Source organism: Pseudomonas palleroniana, from assembly GCF_022836895.1.
GTDB classification, from domain to species: Bacteria; Pseudomonadota; Gammaproteobacteria; order Pseudomonadales; family Pseudomonadaceae; genus Aquipseudomonas; species Aquipseudomonas palleroniana.
This window is the reverse complement of sequence record NZ_CP092411.1, coordinates 2696239-2720852: the sequence shown is the minus strand read 5'-3', so window position 1 is coordinate 2720852 and position 24614 is coordinate 2696239. Positions and strand designations below refer to the sequence as shown.

Annotated in this window: 21 protein-coding genes and 1 tRNA gene; 6 read left to right on the top strand and 16 right to left on the bottom strand. The window is 60.6% G+C overall.

What is annotated here, in order from left to right:
* Positions 1 to 65: 65 nt before the first annotated feature.
* Positions 66 to 1319, top strand: a complete 1254-nt coding sequence (locus MJP36_RS12485; protein ID WP_090369882.1) for an OprD family porin — start codon at positions 66 to 68, stop codon at positions 1317 to 1319.
* Here the strand turns inward: MJP36_RS12485 and MJP36_RS12480 are convergent.
* Complete coding sequence (locus MJP36_RS12480) at positions 1298 to 2224, bottom strand: LysR family transcriptional regulator (protein WP_244385451.1); 927 nt, start codon at positions 2222 to 2224, stop codon at positions 1298 to 1300. The two genes, MJP36_RS12485 and MJP36_RS12480, sit on opposite strands and share 22 nt — an antisense overlap.
* 155 nt (positions 2225 to 2379) lie before the next feature.
* Between MJP36_RS12480 and MJP36_RS12475 the strand changes: the two genes are divergently transcribed.
* Positions 2380 to 3420: an SDR family oxidoreductase gene (locus MJP36_RS12475; protein ID WP_244385620.1), complete on the top strand. Its 1041-nt coding sequence runs from the start codon at positions 2380 to 2382 to the stop codon at positions 3418 to 3420.
* 41 nt (positions 3421 to 3461) lie between these two features.
* Here the strand turns inward: MJP36_RS12475 and MJP36_RS12470 are convergent, their stop codons facing one another.
* The 7 genes from MJP36_RS12470 to MJP36_RS12440 all read right to left on the bottom strand — a co-directional run bounded on the left by MJP36_RS12470 (position 3462) and on the right by MJP36_RS12440 (position 11994).
* Positions 3462 to 3884 (bottom strand): RidA family protein, encoded by a 423-nt coding sequence (locus MJP36_RS12470; protein WP_060756882.1) that lies wholly within the window; start codon positions 3882 to 3884, stop codon positions 3462 to 3464.
* Positions 3885 to 3895: 11 nt separating this feature from the next.
* Complete coding sequence (locus MJP36_RS12465; protein WP_244385450.1) at positions 3896 to 5479, bottom strand: flavin monoamine oxidase family protein; 1584 nt, start codon at positions 5477 to 5479, stop codon at positions 3896 to 3898.
* Between the two features lie 10 nt (positions 5480 to 5489).
* Positions 5490 to 6413: an ABC transporter substrate-binding protein gene (locus MJP36_RS12460; RefSeq protein ID WP_060756884.1), complete on the bottom strand. Its 924-nt coding sequence runs from the start codon at positions 6411 to 6413 to the stop codon at positions 5490 to 5492.
* 18 nt (positions 6414 to 6431) lie between these two features.
* Complete coding sequence (locus MJP36_RS12455; RefSeq protein WP_060756885.1) at positions 6432 to 7205, bottom strand: amino acid ABC transporter ATP-binding protein; 774 nt, start codon at positions 7203 to 7205, stop codon at positions 6432 to 6434.
* On the bottom strand, positions 7198 to 8163 hold the full coding sequence (locus tag MJP36_RS12450) for an amino acid ABC transporter permease (protein WP_244385449.1): 966 nt from the start codon (positions 8161 to 8163) through the stop codon (positions 7198 to 7200). The genes MJP36_RS12455 and MJP36_RS12450 overlap by 8 nt, the downstream gene beginning before the upstream one ends.
* 25 nt (positions 8164 to 8188) lie before the next feature.
* Positions 8189 to 10582: a TonB-dependent receptor plug domain-containing protein gene (locus MJP36_RS12445; RefSeq protein WP_244385448.1), complete on the bottom strand. Its 2394-nt coding sequence runs from the start codon at positions 10580 to 10582 to the stop codon at positions 8189 to 8191.
* A 332-nt stretch (positions 10583 to 10914) separates the two neighbouring features.
* Positions 10915 to 11994: a LacI family DNA-binding transcriptional regulator gene (locus MJP36_RS12440; RefSeq protein WP_244385447.1), complete on the bottom strand. Its 1080-nt coding sequence runs from the start codon at positions 11992 to 11994 to the stop codon at positions 10915 to 10917.
* Positions 11995 to 12199: 205 nt separating this feature from the next.
* Here MJP36_RS12440 and MJP36_RS12435 point away from each other — a divergent pair, with 205 nt between their 5' ends.
* Together MJP36_RS12435 and MJP36_RS12430 are read left to right on the top strand one after the other, a co-directional pair.
* Positions 12200 to 14392, top strand: a complete 2193-nt coding sequence (locus MJP36_RS12435; protein WP_244385446.1) for a TonB-dependent receptor — start codon at positions 12200 to 12202, stop codon at positions 14390 to 14392.
* 2 nt (positions 14393 to 14394) lie between these two features.
* Positions 14395 to 15720, top strand: a complete 1326-nt coding sequence (locus MJP36_RS12430) for an LLM class flavin-dependent oxidoreductase (protein ID WP_161549281.1) — start codon at positions 14395 to 14397, stop codon at positions 15718 to 15720.
* A gap of 107 nt (positions 15721 to 15827) precedes the next feature.
* Here the strand turns inward: MJP36_RS12430 and MJP36_RS12425 are convergent, their stop codons facing one another.
* A complete protein-coding gene (locus tag MJP36_RS12425) occupies positions 15828 to 16691 on the bottom strand; it encodes an amidohydrolase family protein (RefSeq protein ID WP_244385445.1) in 864 nt (287 codons plus the stop codon).
* 466 nt (positions 16692 to 17157) lie between these two features.
* Here MJP36_RS12425 and MJP36_RS12420 point away from each other — a divergent pair, with 466 nt between their 5' ends.
* Positions 17158 to 17700, top strand: coding sequence for an NADPH-dependent FMN reductase (locus MJP36_RS12420; protein WP_161549284.1), 543 nt, complete (start codon positions 17158 to 17160; stop codon positions 17698 to 17700).
* A gap of 21 nt (positions 17701 to 17721) precedes the next feature.
* Here the strand turns inward: MJP36_RS12420 and MJP36_RS12415 are convergent, their stop codons facing one another.
* Together MJP36_RS12415 and MJP36_RS12410 are read right to left on the bottom strand one after the other, a co-directional pair.
* Positions 17722 to 18342, bottom strand: coding sequence for an NADPH-dependent F420 reductase (locus MJP36_RS12415; RefSeq protein WP_161549285.1), 621 nt, complete (start codon positions 18340 to 18342; stop codon positions 17722 to 17724).
* A 64-nt stretch (positions 18343 to 18406) separates the two neighbouring features.
* On the bottom strand, positions 18407 to 19348 hold the full coding sequence (locus MJP36_RS12410; RefSeq protein WP_244385444.1) for an SDR family oxidoreductase: 942 nt from the start codon (positions 19346 to 19348) through the stop codon (positions 18407 to 18409).
* 171 nt (positions 19349 to 19519) lie between these two features.
* On the opposite strand from MJP36_RS12410, the gene MJP36_RS12405 reads away from it, so the two are divergent.
* Positions 19520 to 19972, top strand: coding sequence for a winged helix-turn-helix transcriptional regulator (locus MJP36_RS12405; protein ID WP_161549287.1), 453 nt, complete (start codon positions 19520 to 19522; stop codon positions 19970 to 19972).
* Between the two features lie 360 nt (positions 19973 to 20332).
* On the opposite strand, the gene MJP36_RS12400 is transcribed toward MJP36_RS12405, so the two are convergent.
* The 5 genes from MJP36_RS12400 to pheS form a co-directional block, all read right to left on the bottom strand.
* Positions 20333 to 20409, bottom strand: a tRNA-Pro gene (locus tag MJP36_RS12400).
* A 90-nt stretch (positions 20410 to 20499) separates the two neighbouring features.
* Positions 20500 to 20856, bottom strand: a complete 357-nt coding sequence (locus tag MJP36_RS12395) for a MerR family transcriptional regulator (protein ID WP_003174972.1) — start codon at positions 20854 to 20856, stop codon at positions 20500 to 20502.
* Positions 20837 to 21139 carry an integration host factor subunit alpha gene (gene ihfA, locus MJP36_RS12390; RefSeq protein ID WP_002553164.1) on the bottom strand — a complete coding sequence of 101 codons (303 nt, stop codon included), beginning with the start codon at positions 21137 to 21139 and terminating at the stop codon, positions 20837 to 20839. The genes MJP36_RS12395 and ihfA overlap by 20 nt, the downstream gene beginning before the upstream one ends.
* 3 nt (positions 21140 to 21142) lie before the next feature.
* The gene (pheT, locus tag MJP36_RS12385; protein WP_244385443.1) at positions 21143 to 23521 is read right to left on the bottom strand and encodes a phenylalanine--tRNA ligase subunit beta; all 2379 of its coding nucleotides are present in this window, start codon (positions 23519 to 23521) and stop codon (positions 21143 to 21145) included.
* 26 nt (positions 23522 to 23547) lie between these two features.
* Entirely contained in the window at positions 23548 to 24564 is a 1017-nt protein-coding gene (gene pheS / locus MJP36_RS12380; RefSeq protein ID WP_034099107.1) for a phenylalanine--tRNA ligase subunit alpha, read from the bottom strand.
* Between the last annotated feature and the right edge of the window lie 50 nt (positions 24565 to 24614).

Sequence of the window (24614 nt, the reverse complement as noted above, 5' to 3'; positions counted from 1 at the left end):
CAACGCGCCTCGTTCAAGGGGCGCGTGCTGCCCTGCACCCCAATAACAACAATGAGAGAGTTGCCATGAACCCTGTGTATACCCGTCGGGCTCTGTTTTGCGCATTGGGCCTGGTGCCCTTCACCGGTGCCAATGCCGAAGGCTTTATTGATGAAAGCAAGCTCAAGTTGCAGCTGCGCAATGTGTATTTCAACGAGAACTTTCGTGACGAGCACGGCATGAGCGCACGCGCCGCAAGGACCGCAAAAAGCGAACGCACGGAGTGGGCCCAGGGCTTCCTGCTGGATTATCAGTCAGGGTTTACCGCCGGCACCCTCGGCTTCGGCGTGGATGCCCTGGGGCTGTATGGCGTAAGGCTCGATTCAGGCCGCGGCCGCAGCGGCACCGGGCTGATGCCGGTGCACGATGACGGGCGGGCGGCCGGCGAATTTGCCAGCGCCGGCGCTACCGCAAAAGCCCGGTTCGCCAAAACCACCGTCAAGTACGGCACCTTGCTCCCCAAAACCCCGGTGCTGATTTACAACGATGCACGCTTGCTGCCCCAGACCTACCAGGGCACTCAAGTGAGCAGTAACGACATCGAGAACCTGAGCGTCACCGGCGGGCACCTGGACCGCTTCAAACTACGCGACTCCACCAACAGCGTGCCGATCGTGCCGGATGGCTACAGCGGGGCAAAGTCGGGGGATTTCAACTACGCCGGGGCCGAGTACAAATGGGGTAAAAACATTCGCTTGAGCTATTTCTACGGGGAACTCGAGAACTTCTACCGGCAGAACTTCGCGGGCATCCAGTACGACCTGCCATTGGCCGGTGGCGTGCTGACCAGCGACCTGCGCTACTTCAATAGCGTTGATAGCGGCTCTGCCTACGCCGGCAAAATCGACAATGACATGCTCAGCGGCCAGTTATCCTACGCCATCGCCGGCCATACACTCGGCGGCGGCTACCAGGCCCTACGCGGGGATGCCGGGTTGCCCTACATCAGCGGCGCAACCGTGTACTCGTTCAGCAACGCCGGTATCGGCAAATTCATCGAGGAAGACGAGAAGACCTGGATGCTCAGCTACGGCTACAACTTCGCGGCTGCCGGTGTGCCCGGCCTGACCTTTTCGACACGCTACCTGAGCGGCGACGACGGCAAGTCCGCGACGACGGTCAAGGAGTGGGAGCGTGATACCGAACTGGCCTACGTGGTGCAAGCCGGCACGTTCAAGGGATTGGGGGTGCGCCTGCGCAACTACGTCTATCGCTCTGAATTCTCCCGGGGCCGCGACAGCAACCGCCTCTACCTCACCTATGACATCGCGCTCTGGTAGGTCGATGTTAGCGGCCCTGGTGGGCCGCTTTGCTGCGGCAAATCATGAAAAAGCTCGAGCAATACCTGCTCCAGGATGCCGAAGAAACATCGGATCTGCGCCTGCTTCAACGCCTGGGGCCGGGTGACCAGATAGACCTCCATATCGGGAAGTTCTAGCTCGGGGAACAGCTCGCTCAGGTCTTTGGCCAGGATACGCGGCAGGACAGCCACGCCCATCCCCTGGCGCACCGACTCCAGCTGTACGGCAAACGAGTTCACGCTGATTTGCGCACGGTCCAGGCCCGCCGCCTTTGCGGCACGCATTTGCGGCAACATATCCAGCGGAGGCAGCAAGGCGATATTGACCGCCGTCTCCAGGGTCACCGGTGGCGATCGCTTCAGATAGCCGGCATCCGCGAAGACGCCGTAGGCAAGCTTGCCGATGGGCCGATAGATCAGCGATGGCTCGCCCAGGTGCACGGTGCGGATCGCGATATCCGCCACGCCACGGACGATCTTGTGAAACTCGGCGGTGACCTGTAACTCCACGGAGCAGCGCGGATGCAGGGCCGTAAAACGCCGTGCGGCCTCCAGCACACCGGCAGAAAACCCTTCACCGGCACTGACCAGGACACTGCCCTGTAGCGCTGTGTGCCCCCCGGACAGGTCCACCGCCGTTTGACGCCGCAAGCCCTCTTCCGCAGCCAGGGCGACTTCCACCAGGGATTGGCCACGCGAAGTCAACCAACACCCTTCAACACCTCGCTCCACCAGCGGCTCACCGAGGGCCGCTTCCAGCTGGGTCAGGCGACGGGACACGGTGGACGCCGCGATACCCAGCAACTGGCCCGCCTGCAGAAAACTGCCACGCCGCGAGACGGCCAACAGCAGACGAAGATCATCCCAATTTGCCTGCACCGCCATACCCCTGATCCTCCATGGTCTGCAAATATGCAAAGCCATTATGCAACAGTCGCTGTTTTTCAGGCGTGACCTCAGCGGTATATCTACCGCCCTTCGAAACGACTGGAATGACATGTATGACCAAGGGCCTCGACCATGACGCAGAACACGCGGTGATGCGCAACGTATTCGTTACGGGATCAACCGGCTTGCTGGGAAACAACCTGGTGCGGGAACTGGTCGCACGTGGTTACGCCGTCAAAGCGCTTGTCCGCTCAAAAGCCAAAGGTGAACAGCAGTTCAATGACCTCCCCACGGTGCAACTAGTGGTTGGCGACATGGCCGACATCGACGCGTTCGCCCCCTCGTTGCGCGGCTGCGATACGGTGTTTCATACGGCAGCGTTCTTTCGCGACAACTACAAAGGCGGCAGCCACTGGGAAGCGCTCGAAAAAATCAATGTCACCGGTACGCGAGACCTGCTTGAACAGGCCTACCGCGCGGGGGTCCGCCGGTTTTTGCATACCTCGTCGATTGCCGTGCTCGACGGCGCCCCAGGCTGCGCTATCGATGAGACATGCCTGCGCGCCGAAGCCGATGCGGACGACTACTACCGCAGCAAGATCCTCGCCGACCGTGCGGTTTTGACCTTTCTTGAAACGCATCCCCAGATGTTTGCCTGCATGGTGCTGCCGGGCTGGATGTGGGGCCCGGGTGATATCGGCCCGACGTCCTCGGGACAATTGGTCAAGGATGTCGTCAACGGCAAGTTGCCCGGGCTGATCCCCGGCACCTTCTCCGTGGTCGATGCGCGTGATGTGGCCTGGGCTCTGATTGCCGCGGCGCAAAACGGGCGACGAGGCGAGCGCTACCTCGCGGCCGGTCGGAACCTGACCATGCGCCAGTTGGTGCCTGCCCTGGGCCGGATCGCCGAGGTCAAAACCCCTGCCCGGCAACTGCCACTGCCCGTGCTCTACCTGCTGGCGGCGGTGCAGGAAGTGTATGCGCGCCTGACCGGCAAGCCGGTTTTGCTGAGCATGGCGACGGTGCGCCTATTGGTAAGAGAGGAGCACCGCACCGGCTTCAACCCTCGCAAGAGTGAACAAGAGCTGGGCCTGAGGTTTCGAGGGCTGGAGCAGACCCTTTCCGACACCGTGGCCTGGTATCGCAAGCATGGCGGGTTCAACAAAAACCAGGGCGCAACAGACAAGGTCTGATGCGTCACGGCCCTGCACAGAGCCGTGAACAGCGAATGGAATCATGCCGTTCGCGCGGCAATCGCCTCCACTTCCACCAGCGCACCGGGCAACGGCAAGGCCACCACTTGCAACGCGGTGCGCGTCGGTTTGTTGGGCTGCTCCGGCGTGCCGAAAAATTGCGTGTAACCGCGCTGCAGCCCGGCGAAATCCAACTGCCCGGCGGTTTCCTCGGCGCCCACCAGAAAGACGCGCAGTTGCACGATATCGCCCAGGTCGAGGTCTTGCTGGCGCAAGATCCTGCGGATTTTGTTGAACACCGAGACCGTCTGTATTTCGGTATTGCCGTAGGCGGCCGGGACGTTAGGATCGACCAGGTCCGGCAAGGTACCGCTGACAAACACCAGGCTCGCCGACGCGGGGACGGTGACGGTCTGCGAGATCGGGAAATCACCGAGACCGGTGCGTTGAATGCTGTCGCTCATGGTGTTGCTCCTTATGAAGCGGCCACTGCCGCCATCTGTCGTTGATGAGTCACCCGTTCAGCCAGTTGCCCGACCACATGCCGCGCCGAGTTGGCCGCCGACTCCTGCCAGATACCCACGCCGCTCTGCACCAGGCCGTCACCGGCGAAATACACACGGCCGTGGGGTTGCTCCAGCAAGGCGCTGGCGTCGGCCGGGAAGTGTTCGCGTTGCAGCCAGGGGCCTTCGCTGTAGGGGATCTGCTCCCACGACACCGCCAGCGGGTGGCGCAGGTGCCTGGAGTACCCCGGATGCAGCCATTCCACGGCGTCCCTGGAAGTGGCGTACTGCTGGGCCAACGGCTGTGCGCCAAACACGTCGGCGCCCTCCCCGGTGACGTAACCGGCCACCAACACACCTTCACGGGTGTTGAGGTCGTTGCTCGGATACCACAGCAGGCGTGCCGGGTGTTCGATCCACGAGAGGCCGCCATAGGTGCGGTAGTCGGTCTCCCAGAAGCGCGGCGATTGCCACGCCACCTTGGTCGCCTGATCGCTGCGCGTGCTGCGCAAGGCGGCTTTGATCGGGTCGCTGAAGTCGGTGTCGAGCCTGGCCAAGAGCGGCAGCGGCAAGGTCGAGACCAGATAATCAGCCCGCACCACCTGTTCGCGCCCGCTGCGCGAGTCGTGGTAGGTCACCGCCACACCGTCTTCAAGCTGGCGGATCTGCCGCACCTGGGCGCCCAGCTGCACCTGCCCACGCACGCGCTGGTAGAACGCCTCGGTGATGCGGTCCATGCCGCCCACGGGCTGGAACATGGTGGCCGAGAACTCCGGAAATTCAGTGTGCAACAACGCGCCCCAGAGTTCGGGGTGCAGCAGCCGATCCAGCGCCAGCGGGCGGCGGCTGGCGGGCAAGGCGCCGGGATGGGCCGGTGAGTCCAGGTGGCCTGAGCGAAGCGTGCCTTCGAACGCCAGCTCTTGGGACAAGTCGCCATACACCTGCAAGAACGCCAGCAACCGGGTGCGTTCTTCGCCGCTCAAGACATCATCGAGGGCGTCGCGTTGCACCGCCTTCGCCAGCAAACCGGACAGGTGTCCACGCGCGTCGTTGATCGCCTGGCCCACCGTGAACGCCGGCTGTTGCAGGTCCGGTCGCACCTGGGCGCCATGGCTGCTGTTGACCAGCACTTCCAGCGGCACCCCCAGTTCGCTGCAATAGTCGAGTATCGTGCGGTGCTGGCTGGGAATCCGCGCCGGCCCCGCATTGAAGTAGTGGCCTTGGTCAAAGGCGGCGGTTTGCGTACGGCCGTCCAGGTAGTCCACGCGGTCGCCGTTACGGATTGTCCAGGTGCGCCCGCCGACTCGCTCGCGAGCCTCCAGCACTTGCACGCTGAACCCGCCGCGGCTCAGCTCCAGGGCGCTGACCAGCCCGGCGATACCGGCGCCGAGCACCAGCACGCGGGTGCCCTGCCCCAAGCCTGCGTTGAGTTTCAGGGGTTGCGGCCGGCGGTGCGACGAAGGCCCCAGGCCCAATACCGCCAGGGCATCCTTGACGGCGTGCTCGCCGCCTATTGCAGCAATCGTCGAGAGTGCTTCACGTCGTGTCAGTCCCATGTCGTTGCTCCTAGTCCGGCAGGCCCGGTGGGTTGATCCGTGACTGGTCGACACGCTCCACGTCCAGGCCCCAACGTTGCAGCACCTGTTCGTATTGACCACCGGCAATGGCGCCCTCCAACGCAGTGTGGATCGGCTTGACCAGACCGTTGTCCTTGCGGGTGGTCACGGCGATATCCGCCTGCAGCGGCCAGCCGCCATTCACGGTGCCGACACGCTTGATGCCGCCGGTGATCGCCGCCGAATAGGCATACACCGAATTGGGCCCGAACAACGCATCGCTGCGCCCCGACTGCACCGCCAGTTGGGCGGCGGCCTGGTCGTCGAAGTACTGCAACAACGCAGGCTTGATGCCGGCCTTTTCATTGGCTTCGTTCCAGGCCAGCAGGACTTTTTCCTGGTTGGTACCGGAGCCGACAATGATCTTCAGCCCGGCAATGTCCGAGGCCTGCTTGATCTGGCTGATCTGGCTGGTGCTCTTCACATAAAAACCGAGCACATCCTGGCGATATGTAGCGAAGTCAAAACGCTTCTTGCGCGCCTCGGTCACGGTGACGTTGCTGATCACCGCGTCGTATTTGCCCGAGCTGACGCCCAGGGGCCAGTCTTCCCAACTGGTCTGCACCACGTTGAGCTGCAGGCCCAAGCTGTCAGCGACCAACTGCGCGGTGTCAGCTTCGCTGCCGATGGTGGTCTTGTCGTCATTGGCCAGCAGCGCCAGGGGTGGCCCGGCCACGCCGGACACGGCCACCGTGAACTTGCCCGGCTGGGCGAACTTGAAGCCCGGCGGGATCTGCGCGATGGCGGCTTCATTGCGCGGCGCATGAATGCGCACGCGGTCGGGGCTGAGGTCGACCTGTTGCACGGCGTACGCGCTATGCGCGGTGCCGACGGCGAGCGTCAGCAAGGCCAGGCGGGCGGTGTGGATGAGCATGGGCAGTCACTCCTTGAACTAAAGCACCTTGCCGAGAAAGGCCACGGTGCGGGGATGTCGGGGTTGGCGGAAGATCTGTTCGGGCGGGCCTTCTTCGATCAGTTGACCGTCGCAGAGAAACACCACGTGGTCGGCCACTTCGCGGGCAAAACCGATCTCGTGGGTGACGATCACCAGGGTCACGCCCAGTTGGGTCAGGCCCTTGATCACGTCGAGCACTTCGCCTACCAGCTCCGGGTCGAGCGCCGAAGTCGGCTCATCGAACAGCAGCACCTTGGGGTCCAGCGCCAAGGCTCGCGCAATGGCGACCCGCTGTTGCTGGCCGCCGGAGAGCTGGCGTGGGTAGGCATCGGCCTTGTCCGCCAGGCCGACCTTGGCCAGCATCGCGGCCGCCTTGGCCGGCGCCTCGGTCTTGCTCCAGCGCTTGTGGGCCAGAGGCGCTTCGGCGATGTTTTCCCAGGCGGTGAGGTGCGGGAACAGGTTGAAGTTCTGGAACACGAAACCGACGTCGAGACGACGCTTGAGAATCTCGCGTTCCTTGAGCTCAAACAGCAGGTCGCCCTGGCGTCGATAGCCGACGTATTCACCATCGATGGTGATATGCCCGCTGTCGATCTTCTCCAGATGGTTGATGGTGCGCAGCAACGTGGATTTGCCCGAGCCGGAGGGCCCGAGGATCACCGTGACTTTGCCCGGGTCGATGGTCAGGTCGATATCCCGCAAGACCTGCTGGTGGCCAAAGCGCTTGCCCACGCCCTGGATCTGAATGCGCCCGGCGCGTGCTTCAGCCATGGGTTTTCTCCTTGAACCAGCCGCGCACGCGTTGCAGCGGTGTGGGCGGCAATACGCGCGCGGTGCCGCGGGCAAAGTGGCGCTCGACGTAGTACTGGGCGCTGGTGAGCACGGTGGTGATGATCAGGTACCACACAGTCGCCACGATCAGCAGCGGGATGACCGCCTGGGTGCGGTTGTAGATGACCTGCACGGTGTAGAACAGCTCGGGCAAGGCCAGCACGTACACGATGGAAGTGCCCTTGACCAGGCCGATGATTTCGTTGAAACCCGACGGCAGGATCGAGCGCAGCGCCTGGGGCAGGATGATGCGAAAAATGCGCCGCGAGGCGGGCAGGCCCAGGGCTGCCGCCGCCTCATGTTGGCCGGCGTCGACACCGATCAGGCCGCCGCGAATGATCTCCGCCGCATAGGCCGCCTGCATCAGGCTCAAGCCCAGCACCGCTACGGTGAATTGGCTGAGCACATCCACCGTCGACCACTCGGCGAACACCACCTCGGTGAACGGCACAGCGAGCACGATGTGGTCATACAGATAGGCGAAGTTGTAGAGGATGATCAGCACCAGCAGTGCCGGTATCGAGCGGAAGAACCAGATGTAGCCCCAGGCCAACGCCGCCAGCAGCGGCGACCCCGACAGCCGCGCCAACGCCAGCGCGGTGCCGAGGATGACGCTGAACACAGTACTGAGCAGCGTCAGCAGCAAGGTCTGGCCCAAGCCGCGCAGCACCGACGGCGAGAAGAACCACTGGCCGAACACACCCCACTCCCAACGCGGGTTGGTGGCCAGGGAATGCACAATGGCGAGTAACACCAATGCGGCGAATATCGACCCGGCCCAGCGCCAGGGATGCCGGGCGGGCACCACCTGCAGGGCCTTGATCGGCGGGGTGACGCGGGCCTGGCGAACCGGGCCGGCCTGATCAATCAGGTCATAGGATTTGGCGACGATCGGCATGTTCTGTTCCTCGCTCGGGCAGGCGTTAGAAGGCGTAGGTCAAACGGGTGTAGTAGTACCCGCCGGTAAAACCGTAGGGCGAATAGGTGCCGTAGCTGGCGAGCATGGTGCTGCTCGGCACGCCTTGTTTCTTGGGGTAGAGGTCGAACAGGTTCTTGGCACCGACGGCGATGTTCAGGGCTTTGGTGAGGTTGTAGCCAAGGTCGAGGTCGGTGATCCAGCGGGCGTTGTAGACTCGGTCGAGGTCACGATTGGCCGAGGAGTTGACCTCCTTGTACGACCCGTAGCGGGTCAAAGCCAGGTTGAGGTTGAAACGGTCGATGCTCCAGTCGCCGCCCAGGATCAGCTTGGTATTGGGTTGCACACCGGTGATCAGGTTGCGGGCCTGTCGATCCATCAGATCGTAGGCGGTGCCCAGAATGGTGGTGGATGCCTGGTAATTGAGGATCCGGGTCTGGTTCCAGTTGAACGCCGCCGTCCATTTCAACGCGCCGAATTGGCCGAGGTCCTGGTTGTAGTTGCCCACCAGGTCGAGCCCCTTGGTGCGGGTGTCGGCACCGTTGATGAAGTACTGGCCGCCGGACGTGGAATTGATGCCGTTGTTCTGCAAGACCTGGGTGACTTCGGGGCCGAGCAAGGTGCCGGTGAGGGTGATGCGGTCGCGCAAGTTGATCACGTAGGCATCGGCGGTGAAGTTCAAGCGGTCGGAGGGCGTGAAGGTGAAACCGAGACTGAAGTTGGTCGAGCGCTCAGGCTTGAGATCCTGCGCGCCGAGGGCTTTGGCCGCCGCCGAGCCCACCGGCAATACGCCGTAGTTGATCGATTGGTACACACCATCAACCACGCCGTATGTGGTGGAACGCGCACTGAACAGGCTGTTGGCCAGGGACGGCGCACGAAAGCCATTGCTGACCGTGGCCCGCACGGCCAGTTGCGGCGTGAAATCGTAGCGGGTGGTCAACTTGCCGCTGCGGGTGGCGCCCACGCCTTCGTTGTAATGCTCATAACGAAAGGCCGTGCCGACGTACCAGTCCGGCAGCGGGTTGAACCCCACATCGACGTAACTGGCCAGGCTGTTGCGCGAGGCGCTGCTTTCTTCCGCCGGCGAAATACCGTTGGTGACCTGGGCCCCCGACGAGGCGCAATTACCCGGCGCCACGCAGTAGCCGCCGTTGGCATAGGAGGCGTAGTCACCGGCCTGCACCTCATACGTGTCGCGTCGATGCTCGAAGCCGTAGGACAGATCGAGCGGCTTTTGCAGGCCGATATCGAAGCCGCGCTTGAAGTCCAGGTTGGTGGTCAGCTCGGTGGAAACCCAGGTGCCGGAGGTAAAACTGTTCGGCGTGGCTTCACCCAGGGATGGGTTCTGGTTATGCGTGGTGCCCTGCTCCGCTTCGTTGCGCCCGTAGGTGGTGGACAAGTCCCAGTTCCACTCACCGACGCTGCCTTTGCCGCCGACGGCCGCCTGGAAATCGTCTTCGTCGATGTACCAGGTAGGCGTGTAACCGGCCGGGTAACCATTGGGCCCGGTGGTGATGGTGTTGGTGATGGTCGGCAGGCGAAAGTTCTGGCCCTGCTCGGCCTTGCGCCGCGAATAGGTGGTGAAGGAGTACAGGCTGAGGCTGTCATCGACCGGCAGCTCGGCGTTGTAGCCCAGGGTCAGCAGGTTGGTCTTGGGCGTGCCGTAGCCGCCATAAGTAGCCTTGCCCGCCAGGCCATACGCCTGCTCATAGGTGTAGCCGTTGGCGCTGGCTTTGTTGTCGTCATTCTGGCTGCGCGCATCCAGCGCCAGTTGCACGATACCGCCGTCACCGATCTCGAAGCCTTTGTTGAGGCTTTGCTGCACGGTCTGCTTCTTGCCGTCGTAACCCTGGCCGATGTTGGTGACCGAGGTGCCGCCGGTGTCGGCCTTGAGAATCACGTTGATCACGCCGGCAATGGCATCGGAACCGTACTGGGCGGCGGCGCCGTCACGCAGCACTTCCACATGGTCGATGGCGCTGATGGGGATCAGGTCGAGATCGGCCGGCGCCGCCCCCGTGTTGATACCGTTGATGTTCAGCGTGGCGCTGGTGTGGCGGCGCTTGCCATTGACCAACACCAGCACCTCGGCGGCGCTCAGGCCACGCAGATTGGGCGCACGGGCAATGCCGCTGGCGTCCCAGCCGGTTTTTTCCGGCAAGGTGAGCGACGGGATGACCGCGCTCAAGGCTTCCATCAGGCCGGGCTTGCCGGTGCTCTGCAACTGCTTGGCGCTGACCACATCGATAGGTACCGGGCTGCTGGTGACCGTACGCTGCTCGGCGCCACGGTTGCCGGTGACGACCACCGTGGTCAGGGTACTGTCGTCCTGGGCTTGTGCAGCGTTGGCCAGCATGGCCAGTGCCAGCGCGGCGGTGGGTTGCAAGACTTGTTTCATATCCACTCCAGCATTTCCAAATCGCGAAGTCAGGCAGACACGCCGTCGTGGTGACGGCGCGGTGTCAGAAGGTGTTTCGGCGGTTTGGGCTAGGTGTGGCGAGGGGGTTGAATCGGCAACATGGGTTGAGCTCCCTTCCAACGATTCGCGGCGGGCTCAGGGGTTGATCACCCTGGCATGGTGCGCGGAATCTGAATCACGCTGGGTACCATCCGGGGTCAGGGGTAGGCTGTTGAGTCCAAACATAACGGAATGGATTTTAAAAATATAATGCTGTTTTGGTATAAGCTAATATTCTCTAATTTTATTATTTATAAAAATCTTTATTCATATTAAGAATGTTTTATGGGTGATCTGAGTCCTGATGACACCCGTGTGCTTTCGCGTTCGATCAAGTGGCACTCCAACCGACTTAATCGTTGCACCTCATGTTCAACCGGCAGTACGCCGAGACTTTCCAGCACGCGGGTTGCAGCCAGAACACCTATCTCCAATGCGGGCGGCTTGATCGTACTCAGGCTGGGCAACAGCATTTCGGCGAACGGATAATCGCCGAAACCCAGCACCGCGCAGTCCTGGGGGATGTTCACACCGGCGCGCTGACCGGCGAGCAATCCACCGGCGGCCAGATTGTCATTGGCAAAGAAGATTGCATCCGGCGGCGTGGCGTGGCGCATGAGCGCGTCCATTGCCTGCTTGCCGGCTTCGAACGGAGCGCTGCCGGCATCGGGGGTAAAGACTCTGGGTTGCACGCCCAGCTCGATCAGCGTCGCGGCAAACCCTTCACCTCGCTCCATCGCACTGAAGTCACCGATGGCGCTGTTCTGTACAAAAGCGATGCGGCGGTAGCCCTGGCCGTGCAGGTAACGCGCAGCGGTGACGCCCACTTCGTAATGGGAGAAGCCGATCTGTAACGGTTCGCGCTCGGGCACGTAATCCCAGGTTTCCACCACTGGAATATCGACGTCAGCGATCATCTTTTCGGTGCCGGCACTGTGAAAACGGCTCGTCAGCACCAGCGCCGCCGGCGACCAACCGAGGAATGCGCGCACTGCCCGTTCCTCCTGCTCGGCACTGAAGTAACTCGACGCCAACAAGAGCTGATAACCATGCTGAGCGAGGGTGTCGCTGACCCCCTGTAGAGTATTGGCGAAGATCGGCCCGGAAATATTCGGGATCACCATCGCCACGATGCGCCCTCGAGCCGACGCCAGCCCGCCAGCAACCAGGTTGGGCACGTAACCCAACTCAGCCACCACCTCGGCAATGCGTTCGCGGCGCTCCACCGAGACTTGCTCCGGCTGGTTGAAATAGCGTGACACGGTGATCGCCGACACGCCTGCCTGTCGGGCGACGGTGTTGAGGGTAACGCGCCCTGCGCCACGACGTTTACGCGGTTTCTCTTCGCTCACAAGGCCATCCTGATAAAAACCAAAAAGAATATAGGGCTAATTTTTAAATATTTGACGTTCTAAAACGCGCCCAACAATAATGTCGATGTTAGCGCTAACAAAGCGTAATGTCTGCTACTCGCTCGAGCGAATGCCAAAGACGATTTCACAGGCGTTACCGTCGTAGAACGGTAACGGTCCAGGGCATTTTTTGAGCGGGCAAAGCATGTACAACTTTCCAAGACACTCTCAACTGCTGTTTCTCGCCGGCCTCACCATGCTGCCCTCGCCGGGCGCATTTGCGGCCGACGAGCAGGAACCGACGCTCAACGCCGTGACCGTCACTGCCACTCGCCGTGAAGAATCGCTGCAGAAAGTCCCAGTGGCCGTCTCCGTGCTGGATGGCGAACAACTGGAGCGTGACAACCGCAACGGTGTGGCCAGTATCGCCCAGCAGGTACCGTCGCTGAATTTCCGCACCGGAGCCTCGAACAAGGACACCTCGCTATTCGTGCGCGGCGTGGGCACCATCTCCACCTCCCCCGGTGTCGAGCCGACGGTGGCTACGGTGATCGACGGCGTGGTCTACGCCCGCCCCGGCCAGGCCACCCTGGACTTGCTGGACCTGGAGCGCGTCGAAGTGCTGCGCGGCCCGCAAGGCACACTGTTCGGTAAAAACGCGTCGGCCGGTGTGCTGAACATCACCAGCAAAGCGCCCAGCGCCGAACCCCACGGCTATATCGACCAGTCCTGGTACAGCGGCAACGAAAGCCGCACCCGTTTCGGCATCGGCGGCAGCCTGGTGCCGGATGTGCTCAAGGGGTCGATCAGCACCTTGTTCGGCAGCTACGACGGTAATGTCGACAATAAGCATAACGGGCAAGAAGTAAACGGTTACAACCACAAGGGCATCCGCGGCAAGTTGGAATTTACCCCCAACGACGACGTGAAATTGACCCTGATCGCCGACTACATGCAGTCCCACGACGACGCGCCAAACGGCGTGGTGAGCAAGTCCCTGACCCCGGCGTTCGCCAACGCGCTGGCGCCGGTGCGCGCTTCCGGCGACAACCGCGACATCAACACCGACACCCGCAGCCATGTGGAAGACACCAACAAGGGGCTTTCGGCCCAATTGGACTGGAACCTTGGCGACTACACCCTGACCTCGATCACCGCGTGGCGCGGCTGGGATAACACTCAGTACCAGGACGGTGACCGCCTGGGCACGGTGACTGCCACGTTCCCCGGCACCGCCGACAAAGGCGAGCTGGCGTTCGATCAATACTCACAGGAACTGCGCCTGGCCTCACCCAAAGGTGAGTTTCTTGAATACGTCGGTGGTCTGTTCTACATGCACGGCAAGGATGAAGAAACCTATCAGCGTACGCTGACGACTCCCTCGCGCACCGACCGTGGCGTCGCCGACTACAGCACCACCAGCGACAGCAGTGCAGTATTCGGCGAGACCACGCTGAACTTCACCTCGCGCTTCCGCGGCATCGCCGGACTGCGCTACACCCACGACGAGCTGAAATATGCTCACCGTCGTGTCTCCACCTCGGCCACCACGGTCAGCGGGATTCAACCCGCCACGTCCAGTTCGGGCTCGGTGAACGAGGATGGATGGTCCGGCCGTCTGGGCGTGCAGTACGACATCAGCGACAACCTCACCAGTTACCTGACTTACTCGCGTGGCTACAAAGGCCCGGCGTACAACGTGTTTTTCAATATGCAACCGCGTGACACCAGCGCGCTCAAGCCAGAAACCTCCAACACCTGGGAAGCCGGGATCAAGGCCACGGCCTGGAACAACCGCCTGACGACCAACCTGGCGGTGTTTCACAGCGACTACGACAACTATCAGGCCAACTTCTTCGACACGGTTGCCGGCCAGGTCGTGACACGCTTGATCAACGCCGGCAGCGTCAGCACTGAAGGTGTCGAGCTGGATTACGCCTTGCAGGCCACCCAACAGCTCAAACTCTCCGGTGCCCTGGCGTATACCCGTGCGCGCATCGATGAGTTCGCCTGCCCGGCCGGCGCAGCGGCAACCTGCAACGTCAATGGCAAGCCATTACCCTTCAGCCCGGACTGGAAAAGCTACGTCCGCGCCGACTACAGCATCCCGTTGGACAACGGCCTGGATATCGAACTGGGTACCGACTACAGCTGGCAGAGCGAAGTGCAGTACGACATCAGCCAGAACGTCGACACCCGACAAGGCGCCTACGGGATCTGGAATGCCAGCGTCGCCCTGGCCGACTACAGCCATGGCTGGCGCGTGGCCCTCCTCGCCAAGAACCTTGCCGACAAGTCCTACTCGCCGCTGCTGGCCAGCGGTGGCAACTACATCTACCGCGCCGTGCCCCGTGACGATGAACGTTACTTCGGCGTGCAACTGCGCAAGGACTTCTGAGCATGAGCCGTCAACTGAAGCTTGGTGCCTTTCTCATGGCCACCGGTCACCACGTCGCCGCCTGGCGTCACCCGGATGTACCGGCCAATGCCGGGCTGGATTTCGCCCAATACAAACATTTGGCACGCGTGGCCGAAGCGGCAAAATTCGATGCCTTGTTCGTGGCTGACAGCATTGCAGCGGCCACGGGCGAGATTGCCAGTCATATGGCGCGTTCGGACCATTTTGAGCCGCTGACCTTGCTGTCGGCGCTGAGTGCCGTGACCGACCACATCGGCCTGATCGCGACAGCGACCACCACGTACAACGAGCCCTACCATGTGGCGCGTAAATTCGCCTCGTTGGATCACTTGTCCAATGGGCGGGCGGGCTGGAACCTGGTGACGTCTGACGCTGCCGCCGAGGCGCAGAATTTCGGCCGCGACGAACATCTGGGCCATGCTGAACGCTACAGCCGTGCGCGGGAATTCCATCAGGTGGTGACCGGGCTGTGGGACAGTTGGGAAGACGATGCCTTCGTGCGCGACAAGGCCAGCGGCACCTACTACGACCCGGCGAAGCGGCATGTGCTGGATCACGTCGGCGAGCACTTTCGCGTCAAAGGTCCACTGAATGTGGCGCGCTCGCCACAGGGCCAGCCCGTGATTGTGCAGGCGGGCTCATCAGAAACCGGTCGTGAGTTGGCGGCGCAAACCGCCGAGGTGGTGTTTACCGCGCAGACGTCACTGGAACAGGCCCAGGCATTTTACGCCGACCTCAAAGGGCGCCTGGAAAGCTACGGGCGTGCGCAGGATTCGCTGAAAATCATGCCGGGCATGTTTGTCGTGGTCGGGCAGACCGAAGCGCAGGCGCAGGCGAAATTCGAGGCATTCCAGGCGCTGGTCGAGCCGCAAGTCGGCGTGGCATTACTGGGGCGCATGCTGGGCAATTTTGACCTGTCAGGCTACCCCCTCGACGGGCCACTACCCGAGCTGCCCTTGACCGATAGCGGCCAGCGCAGCCGTCAGCAACTGCTCAGCGAGCTGGCCAGTCGCGAGCACCTGACCCTGGCGCAACTGGGCCGGCGCATTGCCGGTGGCCGCGGGCATTACAGCGTGATTGGCACACCTGTGCAGATCGCCGATGAGCTGCAGCGCTGGTTCGAAAACAACGCGGCCGATGGTTTCAATATCCTGGTACCGCACCTGCCGGGCGGGCTTGAAGATTTCGCCCGGTGGGTGGTGCCCGAACTGCAACGGCGTGGCCTTTTCCGCACCGAATACACCGGCGCTACCCTGCGTGAAAACCTCGGTTTGGCGCGCCCTGCCAATCGTTTTGAAAGGACCTGACATGGGGATTTGTCTGCCGGAACCGCCTGCTGCCTAAAGCCATTGAAGTCAAAAACGCTGTCGATGGCGGCATTCGTGGATAAGATGGCTTTGCTGAAAAAATGCCGTCACCCAAGGCCGAGCACCTTGATCGCATTCTCTTTCAGTATCAAAGCATGGACTTCCTCTTTAAAACCGGCCTGGGTGAAATCCTTCATCCAGCGGTCCGGGGTAATCAACGGATAGTCAGAACCAAACAACATCTTATGTTTCAGCAGGGTATTGGCGTACTGCACCAACTGCGGTGGGAAGTACTTGGGCGACCACCCCGACAGGTCGATGTAGACATTCGGTTTGTGCAGGCACACCGACAGTGCCTCATCCTGCCAAGGCCATGAGGGGTGCGCCAGGATGATTTTCATCTCGGGGAAGTCCGCTGCGACATCGTCCAGGTACATAGGGTTGGAGTACTTCAAGCGCAACCCTCCTCCCCCCGGCATGCCACTGCCGACACCTGAATGGCCACTGTGGAAAATGGCCGGCAAGCCATATTCCGCAATGACCTCGTACAGTTGATAGGCCATGCGATCATTCGGGAAAAAGCCCTGGCAGGTCGGATGAAACTTGAACCCCTTGATGCCGAAGTCCTCGATCAGACGGCGCATTTCCCGAACCCCCATTTTTCCTTTATGGGGGTCCACACTGGCGAACGCCATCATCATGTCAGCGTTGTCCTGAGCGGCACGAGCCACCTCTTCGTTGGGCACCCGCCTGCGCCCGATCTCGAACTCCCAGTCCACGGTGAACATCACCAGGCCAAGCTTGCGCTCACGGTAATAAGCAATGGTTTCGTCGATGGAGGGTGGTGAACCGGATTTGAAGTATTTGCGTTTGGCGTCTTCGAACTCGATGCGATAGTCATCATCCGGCTCATGACAGGAGAACTCGGCATGGGTGTGCACATCGATAGCGACCAGATCGGCGATGTTCATTTCAGCTCCTTCAACAGTCAGGCAAACGGCAAGCTAGCGGCGAACATTCGCCAGTTGCCGATCCGGAACGGTACCGGCATGCGGCGCCTCGGTTTTTTGGCGCGTCTACCGTTTTTGTTGAGGCGAAATTAGCTTTTCAAATTAGTTATGTCAATTAATTGTTTCCTACCGAAGAGCAAACCGACTGACTCGCCTTGACTCCAACACCCCTCCTCCAAACCTCGTAAATCTTGCAATACTAGACGACATCAGATCATTAAAATCAGGCTGACTTAACATTGACGAGGCCGTTTCCGACATCTAAAACCGAAAACTAGTTAATTAAATAAATCAAATAAAGGGCCCAGCGTTCATCTCCCGGGAGGGCAGCGGCTGCGACGCCTACCGCGAATGGCAAGTTTACGCCTGACCCGACCAAGCTCTCGTGCCAAACTCCAGCGACTCCTAAACCACAAACGGTGTTGAAATGGTGCGTTTGCTTGCTGTCTCGGGAAGTCTGCGTCAGGCCTCTTCCAACTCAATTTTGTTACGAGCAGCGGAGCGTCTCTGCCCCGAAGGGATATTGATCACGCATTACGAAGGCATCGGAGAATTGCCACACTTCAACCCGGACCTGCTCGAGGATCCCCCCGAGACCATCATGGCGCTACGCTCGATTATCGGGCAGGCGGATGGGCTTTTGTTTTCATGCCCCGAGTACGCCAGGGGTATTCCCGGCGCCTTCAAAAACATGCTCGATTGGCTCGTCAGCAGTGAAGAGTTCCCAGGCAAGCCCGTCGCACTTTTCAACGCTTCCCCCAGGGCCAGCCACGCGCAAGCCGCATTGCGGCTGGTCCTGGATACGATGTCAGCCCGCATCGTCGAGGAAGCGTCAATTACCGTTAACCTGCTGTCCAGCCAGTTGAGCGCCGAGGGCATCATCACCGATCCGGTGATGGGGCCACTGATGGGGACTGCGCTCGACGCGTTTAAACGGCACCTCGACAATCAAAACCTTATGGCCTGCTGATGAGGGTGTGGTGCCAGCGATTCAGCCGATATCGACATTCATGGCGATGTCCCAGGTGCCGGCGCCGTTTTTAGCCAAGCCGATCATCATCAGGCCGAGCCACTCGAGCGTCTGGGCCATCTGCAGGCCGCCAACATCCAACGGACGCAGCCCTAGACTCTCGAGGAAGGTCGAGACGCGCGCCTTGGCATCCGCATCGTCCGCCGCGATGAATGCGTCGAGGCGCTCATCCTTCACCAGTACATGGCCGAAAAGGGTATTGAACGCCTTGACGACATGCGCGCTGGCCGGAGCCCCCTTGGCGATCTCCTGCGCACCGGAACTGCCGTGGGGAGTAACGAGGCCCAAGAGATCGGGAGCGACCGGGTTGGTGATATCGATGATCACCTTACCATCGAGCGCTTGCCCAAAATCGGCCAGCACGGCAACCGCACTGGTGTACGGTACGGCGAGAATAACGATGCTGCCCGTCGGAGTGGCACCGTAAGCCCCTGTGATCGCTCCAGATGCGAGCTTGTCGACAAGCGCCTGCGCCTTGGCGGAGTCGCGGCTGACAATCTCGACGGTGTGTCCGGCCCTGGCGATACGGCCGCCAACAGCCGCTGCCATGCCTCCCGAACCGATGATGCTGATCGTGCTCATTGCAGTCTCCGTTTGAAATCGGGGCGTTTTTCATTGCCTGTGGACGGGTTACACCGTCACCTCATCAGGCGGCCGGAAAGTAATGACCGCTATCAAGGTCGGCGAAGAGTCCGGGTTGGGTCGGTTCCCAACCAAGCACCCGCCGGGTGATAGTGTTCGATGTCGGGGTATCCAGCGTGACCAGATTCGCAAGGAATCCGAAGTATCCGGGTAACATCAGCACGTCGGAGGGGATAGACACGGCCGGCAGATTCAACCGGCTGGCTATAGCTTCAGCGATCTGGCGATACGGGATAGCCAGGTCGGCGATTGCATGCCAGCTTCTGCCCGCCGCACCTTTTTCCAGCGCCAGGCGAAACACACTGGCAAGATCACGGGCATGCACGGCCCCCCAACGGTTGGCCCCCTCTCCCGGGTAGCCGACGACACCCTTTTCCTTGGCCAGCCCGATCAACAGCGGAAGGAAGCCCGCGTTATCGGTGGAGCTGTGCATGATCTCAGGGATCCGCACGATAGAAGACCGTATGCCCTTTTCGGCGAGACTGATCACCGTGGTTTCCACGATGTTCCGAACACGCAGAGTGTTCTTGTACGGGGCGCCGCCAGGCAGCGGCGGATCCTCCTCGGTGGCCGGCCGGCCCAAGCCTTCCCATCCGGGCGAGCCGACGCTTCCAGACACGACCAACGGTTTTCCGCTTCCGGCCAATGCTTCGCCATAGGCGAGCATGATCTCCAGCTCTGCGGCCGCAACAGCGTTGATCCCTCCAGTTGGAATCAGATCCTGCCGATGCGCGAGGTGAATGACGCCGTCCGCGGCCGCGGCCGCGTCCTTGAGCCCGTCGAGATCCTCAAGATTGCCGCGATGTACCTTGGCGCCAAGCGCAGCAGCCTCCGCTGCAGCCGTGTCGGACCGAGCCAGGGCAGTGACTTCATGCCCGGCGGCGATAAGGTCGGTGATGATGTACGGACCGGAATGACCGGTGCCTCCGGTAACAAAAACATGCATATGAGAGCTCCTCGTGGGTGATGGGGGCGGGAAGGCGCTATTGCGTCCAAGGCTGCTGGTGCAATCCAGCGAATCACTCAACGTGGGATCCATGCTGATCACTTTGCTTGCAAAAAACAAGTGATATAGAGAAATTTACTTGTTCCATGCAAGTGATGCTAAGATTCAGACATGAAGACAACTCTTAAAGAAGACCTCCGGTCGCATTGCGCAGTGAACTACGGCGTGGAGATTTTCGGCGACCGGTGGTCGCTCTTGATCATTCGCGACATCATTTTTGTTGGAAAGAAGACGTATGGAGACTTCCTGAAATCGGAAGAGGGAATTGCGACCAACGTCCTTGCTTCCCGACTCGCCTTTCTGGAAGAGCAAGGCGTTCTCTCGAAAGCGCCCAGTCCCGACGACAGACGTAAAGACTTTTACACCCTGACCGAGAAAGGCCTGGACCTCATCCCCATTGTGATCAGCATTGTGCTTTGGAGCGCGAAGCATGATTCGAAGTCGTACGTGCGACGACGCAAGGATTTTGTTGCTCGATTAAGTCAAGACCCGATGCAGGTGAGCGAGGAAGTGAAGGCATTGGTTCGTAATGGCGGATGCATCTTTCCCCAGAGCGGGGGATGACCAAGGTAGTAAACGCGCCCTGCCATAGGGCAATTGGTACGTGTCCGATCGTATAAGTTGTGGCCTATCAGCGAGGATCGGAAGCCGGCGGTGCCCTCTCTTTCATCAGACTGTGGCTGCCCTTCTACACGAGGGAGATCGCGTCAAAGTGCCGATCACGATCCATCAACCGAAGATCAAGTCGTTAAAGATCAACTGGTCCAGCTGCTGCAGCTGATTATGGAGGTAAACGGGTGTGAGCGACGGCTTCACGTGGGCCGGCGCTGAGCATTTTGAGGAGGGACGCAGATGCCCCCCCGCAAATTCCCCACGCATGAAAAAGCCCAACTCGCTAGAGTTGGGCTAAGTCATTGAAAAATATGGTCGGGACGGAGTGATTCGAACACTCGACCCCTAGCACCCCATGCTAGTGCGCTACCGGACTGCGCTACGCCCCGACTAGGCGTGTTACTGGGTTCGCTTCGCAACGAAGCGATGAGGAATATACCGCAAGCTTTTGAAATGTGGAAGTATTTTAAAAGCCGGAATTACTTCTTCAAAACTACCAGCACATCTTCGAGTTCGGAGATCATCTGGCGGATCAGTTGCTTGTATTGGGTGGTGTCGTCTTTGGCTTCATCACCGGACATACGCTGACGCGCGCCGCTGATGGTGAACCCCTGGTCGTACAGCAAGGCACGGATCTGTCGGATCATCAGCACGTCCTGGCGCTGATAATACCGACGGTTCCCGGTGCGTTTGACGGGGTTGAGTTGAGGAAACTCCTGCTCCCAATAGCGCAACACGTGCGGTTTTACCGCACAGAGCTCGCTGACTTCACCAATGGTGAAGTAGCGTTTGCCTGGGATGACGGGTAGCTCGTCGTTATGACTTGGTTCCAGCATAAGCCTCAACTCGGGCCTTCAACTTCTGCCCTGGACGAAAGGTGACCACACGGCGAGCCGTGATCGGGATTTCTTCTCCCGTTTTTGGATTGCGGCCAGGCCGCTGGCGTTTGTCCCGCAGGTCAAAATTGCCGAAACCGGACAGCTTGACCTGCTCATTGTCTTCCAGAGCGTGCCTGATTTCTTCAAAAAACAGCTCGACCAATTCCTTGGCCTCGCGCTTGTTCAGACCCAGCTCTTCGTACAGACGTTCCGCCATCTCAGCTTTCGTCAAAGCCCCCATACGTCACTTCCTTAACGTGGCGTTCAACCTTTGTTCGAGCGAGGTGAGGATATTTTGTGTCGTGGTATTCACCTCATCGTCATTAAGAGTGCGCGATGGATGCTGCCAGGTCAAGCCAACTGCAAGGCTTTTTCTATGCGGATCAATACCTTTACCCTGATAGACGTCAAATAGCCTGAGGTCTGTCAGCCATTCCCCTGCATTTTCACGGATTACATCCAGAACGGCAGTGGCGGCGACTTCACGGTCAGCGATCAGGGCCAGGTCGCGACGCACTTCAGGGAAGCGCGACAACTCGCTGAATTTAGGCATTTTGCCCGAAGCCACTTCAGCCAGGACCAGCTCGAACACGAAGACAGGACGATCAAGGCCCAGGGTTTTCGACAGCTCGGGGTGAATGGCACCCAGGAAGCCCACCAGGCGCCCTTCTCGCTCGATACGCGCGGTCTGGCCTGGGTGCAACGCCGGGTGGCTGCCTGGCACGAACGTAAAGTCGTCCAGTGCACCGGCGAAGCCCAATACCCCTTCCACATCAGCTTTAACGTCGAAGAAGTCCACGGCATCACGGCCTTGCGCCCAGCCTTCCGGCAAGCGGCTACCGCAGACGACACCGGCCAGCATCGGCTCTTGCTTCAGCCCGTCCAGTTGCCCTACAAACCGCAAGCCGCTTTCAAACATGCGCACGCGATCTTGCTGACGGTTCAGGTTATGCGAAAGTGCTTTCACCAGACCCGGCCACAGCGACGAACGCATGGCCGCCATGTCGTTGGAGATCGGGTTAGCCAGCAGCAGCGGTTCAACACCCGGGTTGAACAGTTCGAACTGTTTCGGATCGATGAAGCTGTAGGTCACCGCCTCCTGATAACCACGGGCGACCAGCAGACGACGCAGCTCAGGCAGGTGCGCACGCGCCTCGGCCTTGGGTTGTGGCGCCAGGCGCGCTTGAGGGTAACGAACCGGCAAGCGGTTGTAACCGTACAGGCGGGCCAGTTCTTCGATCAGGTCAACTTCCAGGCTGATATCGAAGCGATGGCTCGGTACTTCAACGTGCCACTGGCCTTCCCCACTCGAGGAAATGCCCAGGCCGAGGGCCGACAACAGCTGCTCGATTTCAGCGGGATCAATGACCAGGCCAAGCATCTGTTCAACGCTTTTGGCACGCAGGGTGATCGGCGCAACAGAAGGCAGGTGCTGCTCACTGACGATTTCAGTGATCGGACCGGCTTCGCCACCGGTGATTTCCAGCAGCAGGCCAGTAGCACGCTCCATGGCTTCACGGGCCAGCTTCCAGTCCACGCCACGCTCGTAGCGATGCGAAGCGTCGGTGTGCAGGCCGTAGGAACGCGCCTTGCCAGCGATAGCAATCTGATCGAAGAACGCGCTTTCCAGGAAAACATCGCGAGTGGTCGCAGATACGCCGCTGTGCTCGCCCCCCATCACGCCGGCAATCGCCAGGGCGCGGGAATGGTCAGCGATGACCAGGGTATCGGCGCGCAGGGCAACTTCCTGGCCGTCGAGCAGAACCAGCTTTTCGCCTTCCTCAGCCATGCGTACGCGGATACCACCGTTGATTTCGGCGAGATCGAAGGCGTGCAGCGGCTGGCCCAACTCCAGCATCACGTAGTTGGTGATGTCGACGGCAGCATCAATACTGCGCACGTCGGCACGGCGCAGACGCTCAACCATCCACAACGGGGTTGGCTTGGACAGGTCGACGTTACGAACCACACGCCCCAGGTAACGTGGGCAAGCGTTGGGCGCCAGCACTTCAATGGAACGCACTTCGTCGTGCACTGCCGCTACCGGGGTTACAACCGGGCGCGTGACGGGTGCGTTGTACAACGCGCCGACTTCACGCGCCAGGCCCGCCAGGGACAGGCAGTCGCCACGGTTCGGAGTCAGGTCGACCTCGATGCTGGCATCTTCCAGCTCCAGGTAAACGCGGATGTCCTGGCCCACCGGCGCATCAGCCGGCAGTTCCATCAGGCCATCATTGCCCTCGCCCACCTGCAGTTCAGCCTGGGAGCACAGCATGCCGTTGGACTCGACACCGCGCAGTTTGGCCTTCTTGATCTTGAAGTCGCCGGGCAATTGAGCACCGATCATCGCGAACGGAATCTTCAGGCCCGGGCGCACATTCGGTGCCCCGCACACGACCTGGAAGGTTTCGGCGCCATTGCTGACCTGGCACACACGCAATTTATCGGCATCGGGATGCTGCTCGGTGCTCAACACCTCGCCCACCACCACGCCGCTGAAAATACCGGCGGCCGGCGTCACACTATCGACCTCAAGGCCGGCCATCGACAGACGGGCAACCAGCTCGTCGCGATCTACCTGCGGGCTTACCCAGCCACGCAGCCATTGTTCACTGAATTTCATCCTGCTCTCCTAAAGATTCGTTACGACTAGCGAAATTGCGCGAGGAACCGCAAGTCGTTGTCGAAGAACAGACGCAAGTCGTTCACGCCGTAACGCAGCATGGCCAGACGCTCAACGCCCATGCCGAAGGCAAAGCCCGAGAACTCTTCCGGGTCGATCCCGGACATACGCAGCACGTTAGGGTGCACCATGCCGCAGCCCATCACTTCCAGCCAGCCGGTCTGCTTGCAGACGCGGCAGCCTTTACCACTGCACATCACGCATTCCATATCAACTTCGGCGGATGGCTCTGTGAACGGGAAGAACGAAGGACGGAAGCGCACCGCCAGCTCTTTCTCGAAGAACACCCGCAGGAACTCTTCGATAGTGCCTTTGAGGTCGGCGAAATTGATGTCGCGATCGACCAGCAGGCCTTCGACCTGGTGGAACATCGGCGAGTGGGTGATATCCGAGTCGCTACGGTACACACGGCCTGGGCAGACGATGCGGATCGGCGGTTTGTTCGCTTCCATGGTGCGGACCTGTACCGGCGAGGTATGGGTGCGCAACAGCATGTTCGCGTTGAAATAGAAGGTGTCGTGCATCGACCGGGCCGGGTGATGGCCTGGGATGTTGAGCGCCTCGAAGTTGTGATAGTCGTCTTCGACCTCAGGACCTTCGGCAATGCCGTAGCCGATATGGGTGAAGAACTGTTCGATACGTTCCAGAGTCCGGGTGATCGGATGCAGACCGCCCGAGGCCTGGCCACGGCCAGGCAAGGTTACGTCAATGGACTCGGCCGCGAGCTTGGCTGCAAGGTCAGCCTCTTCGAGCGACGCCTTGCGCGCATTGAGAACCTCTGTGACACGCTCCTTGGCGACGTTGATCAGCGCACCGACTTGTGGGCGCTCTTCAGCCGGCAAATTTCCCAGGGTCTTCATCACCTGAGTCAATTCACCCTTCTTGCCAAGGTAGTGAACCCGGATTTGCTCCAGGGCATTGATATCTTCAGCGCTTTGCACAGCCTCAAGAGCTTGAGCGACGAGCGCGTCCAGGTTTTCCATGTACAGACTCCAGATACAAAATAGGGGAAGAGCTTGAAGGCTCTTCCCCT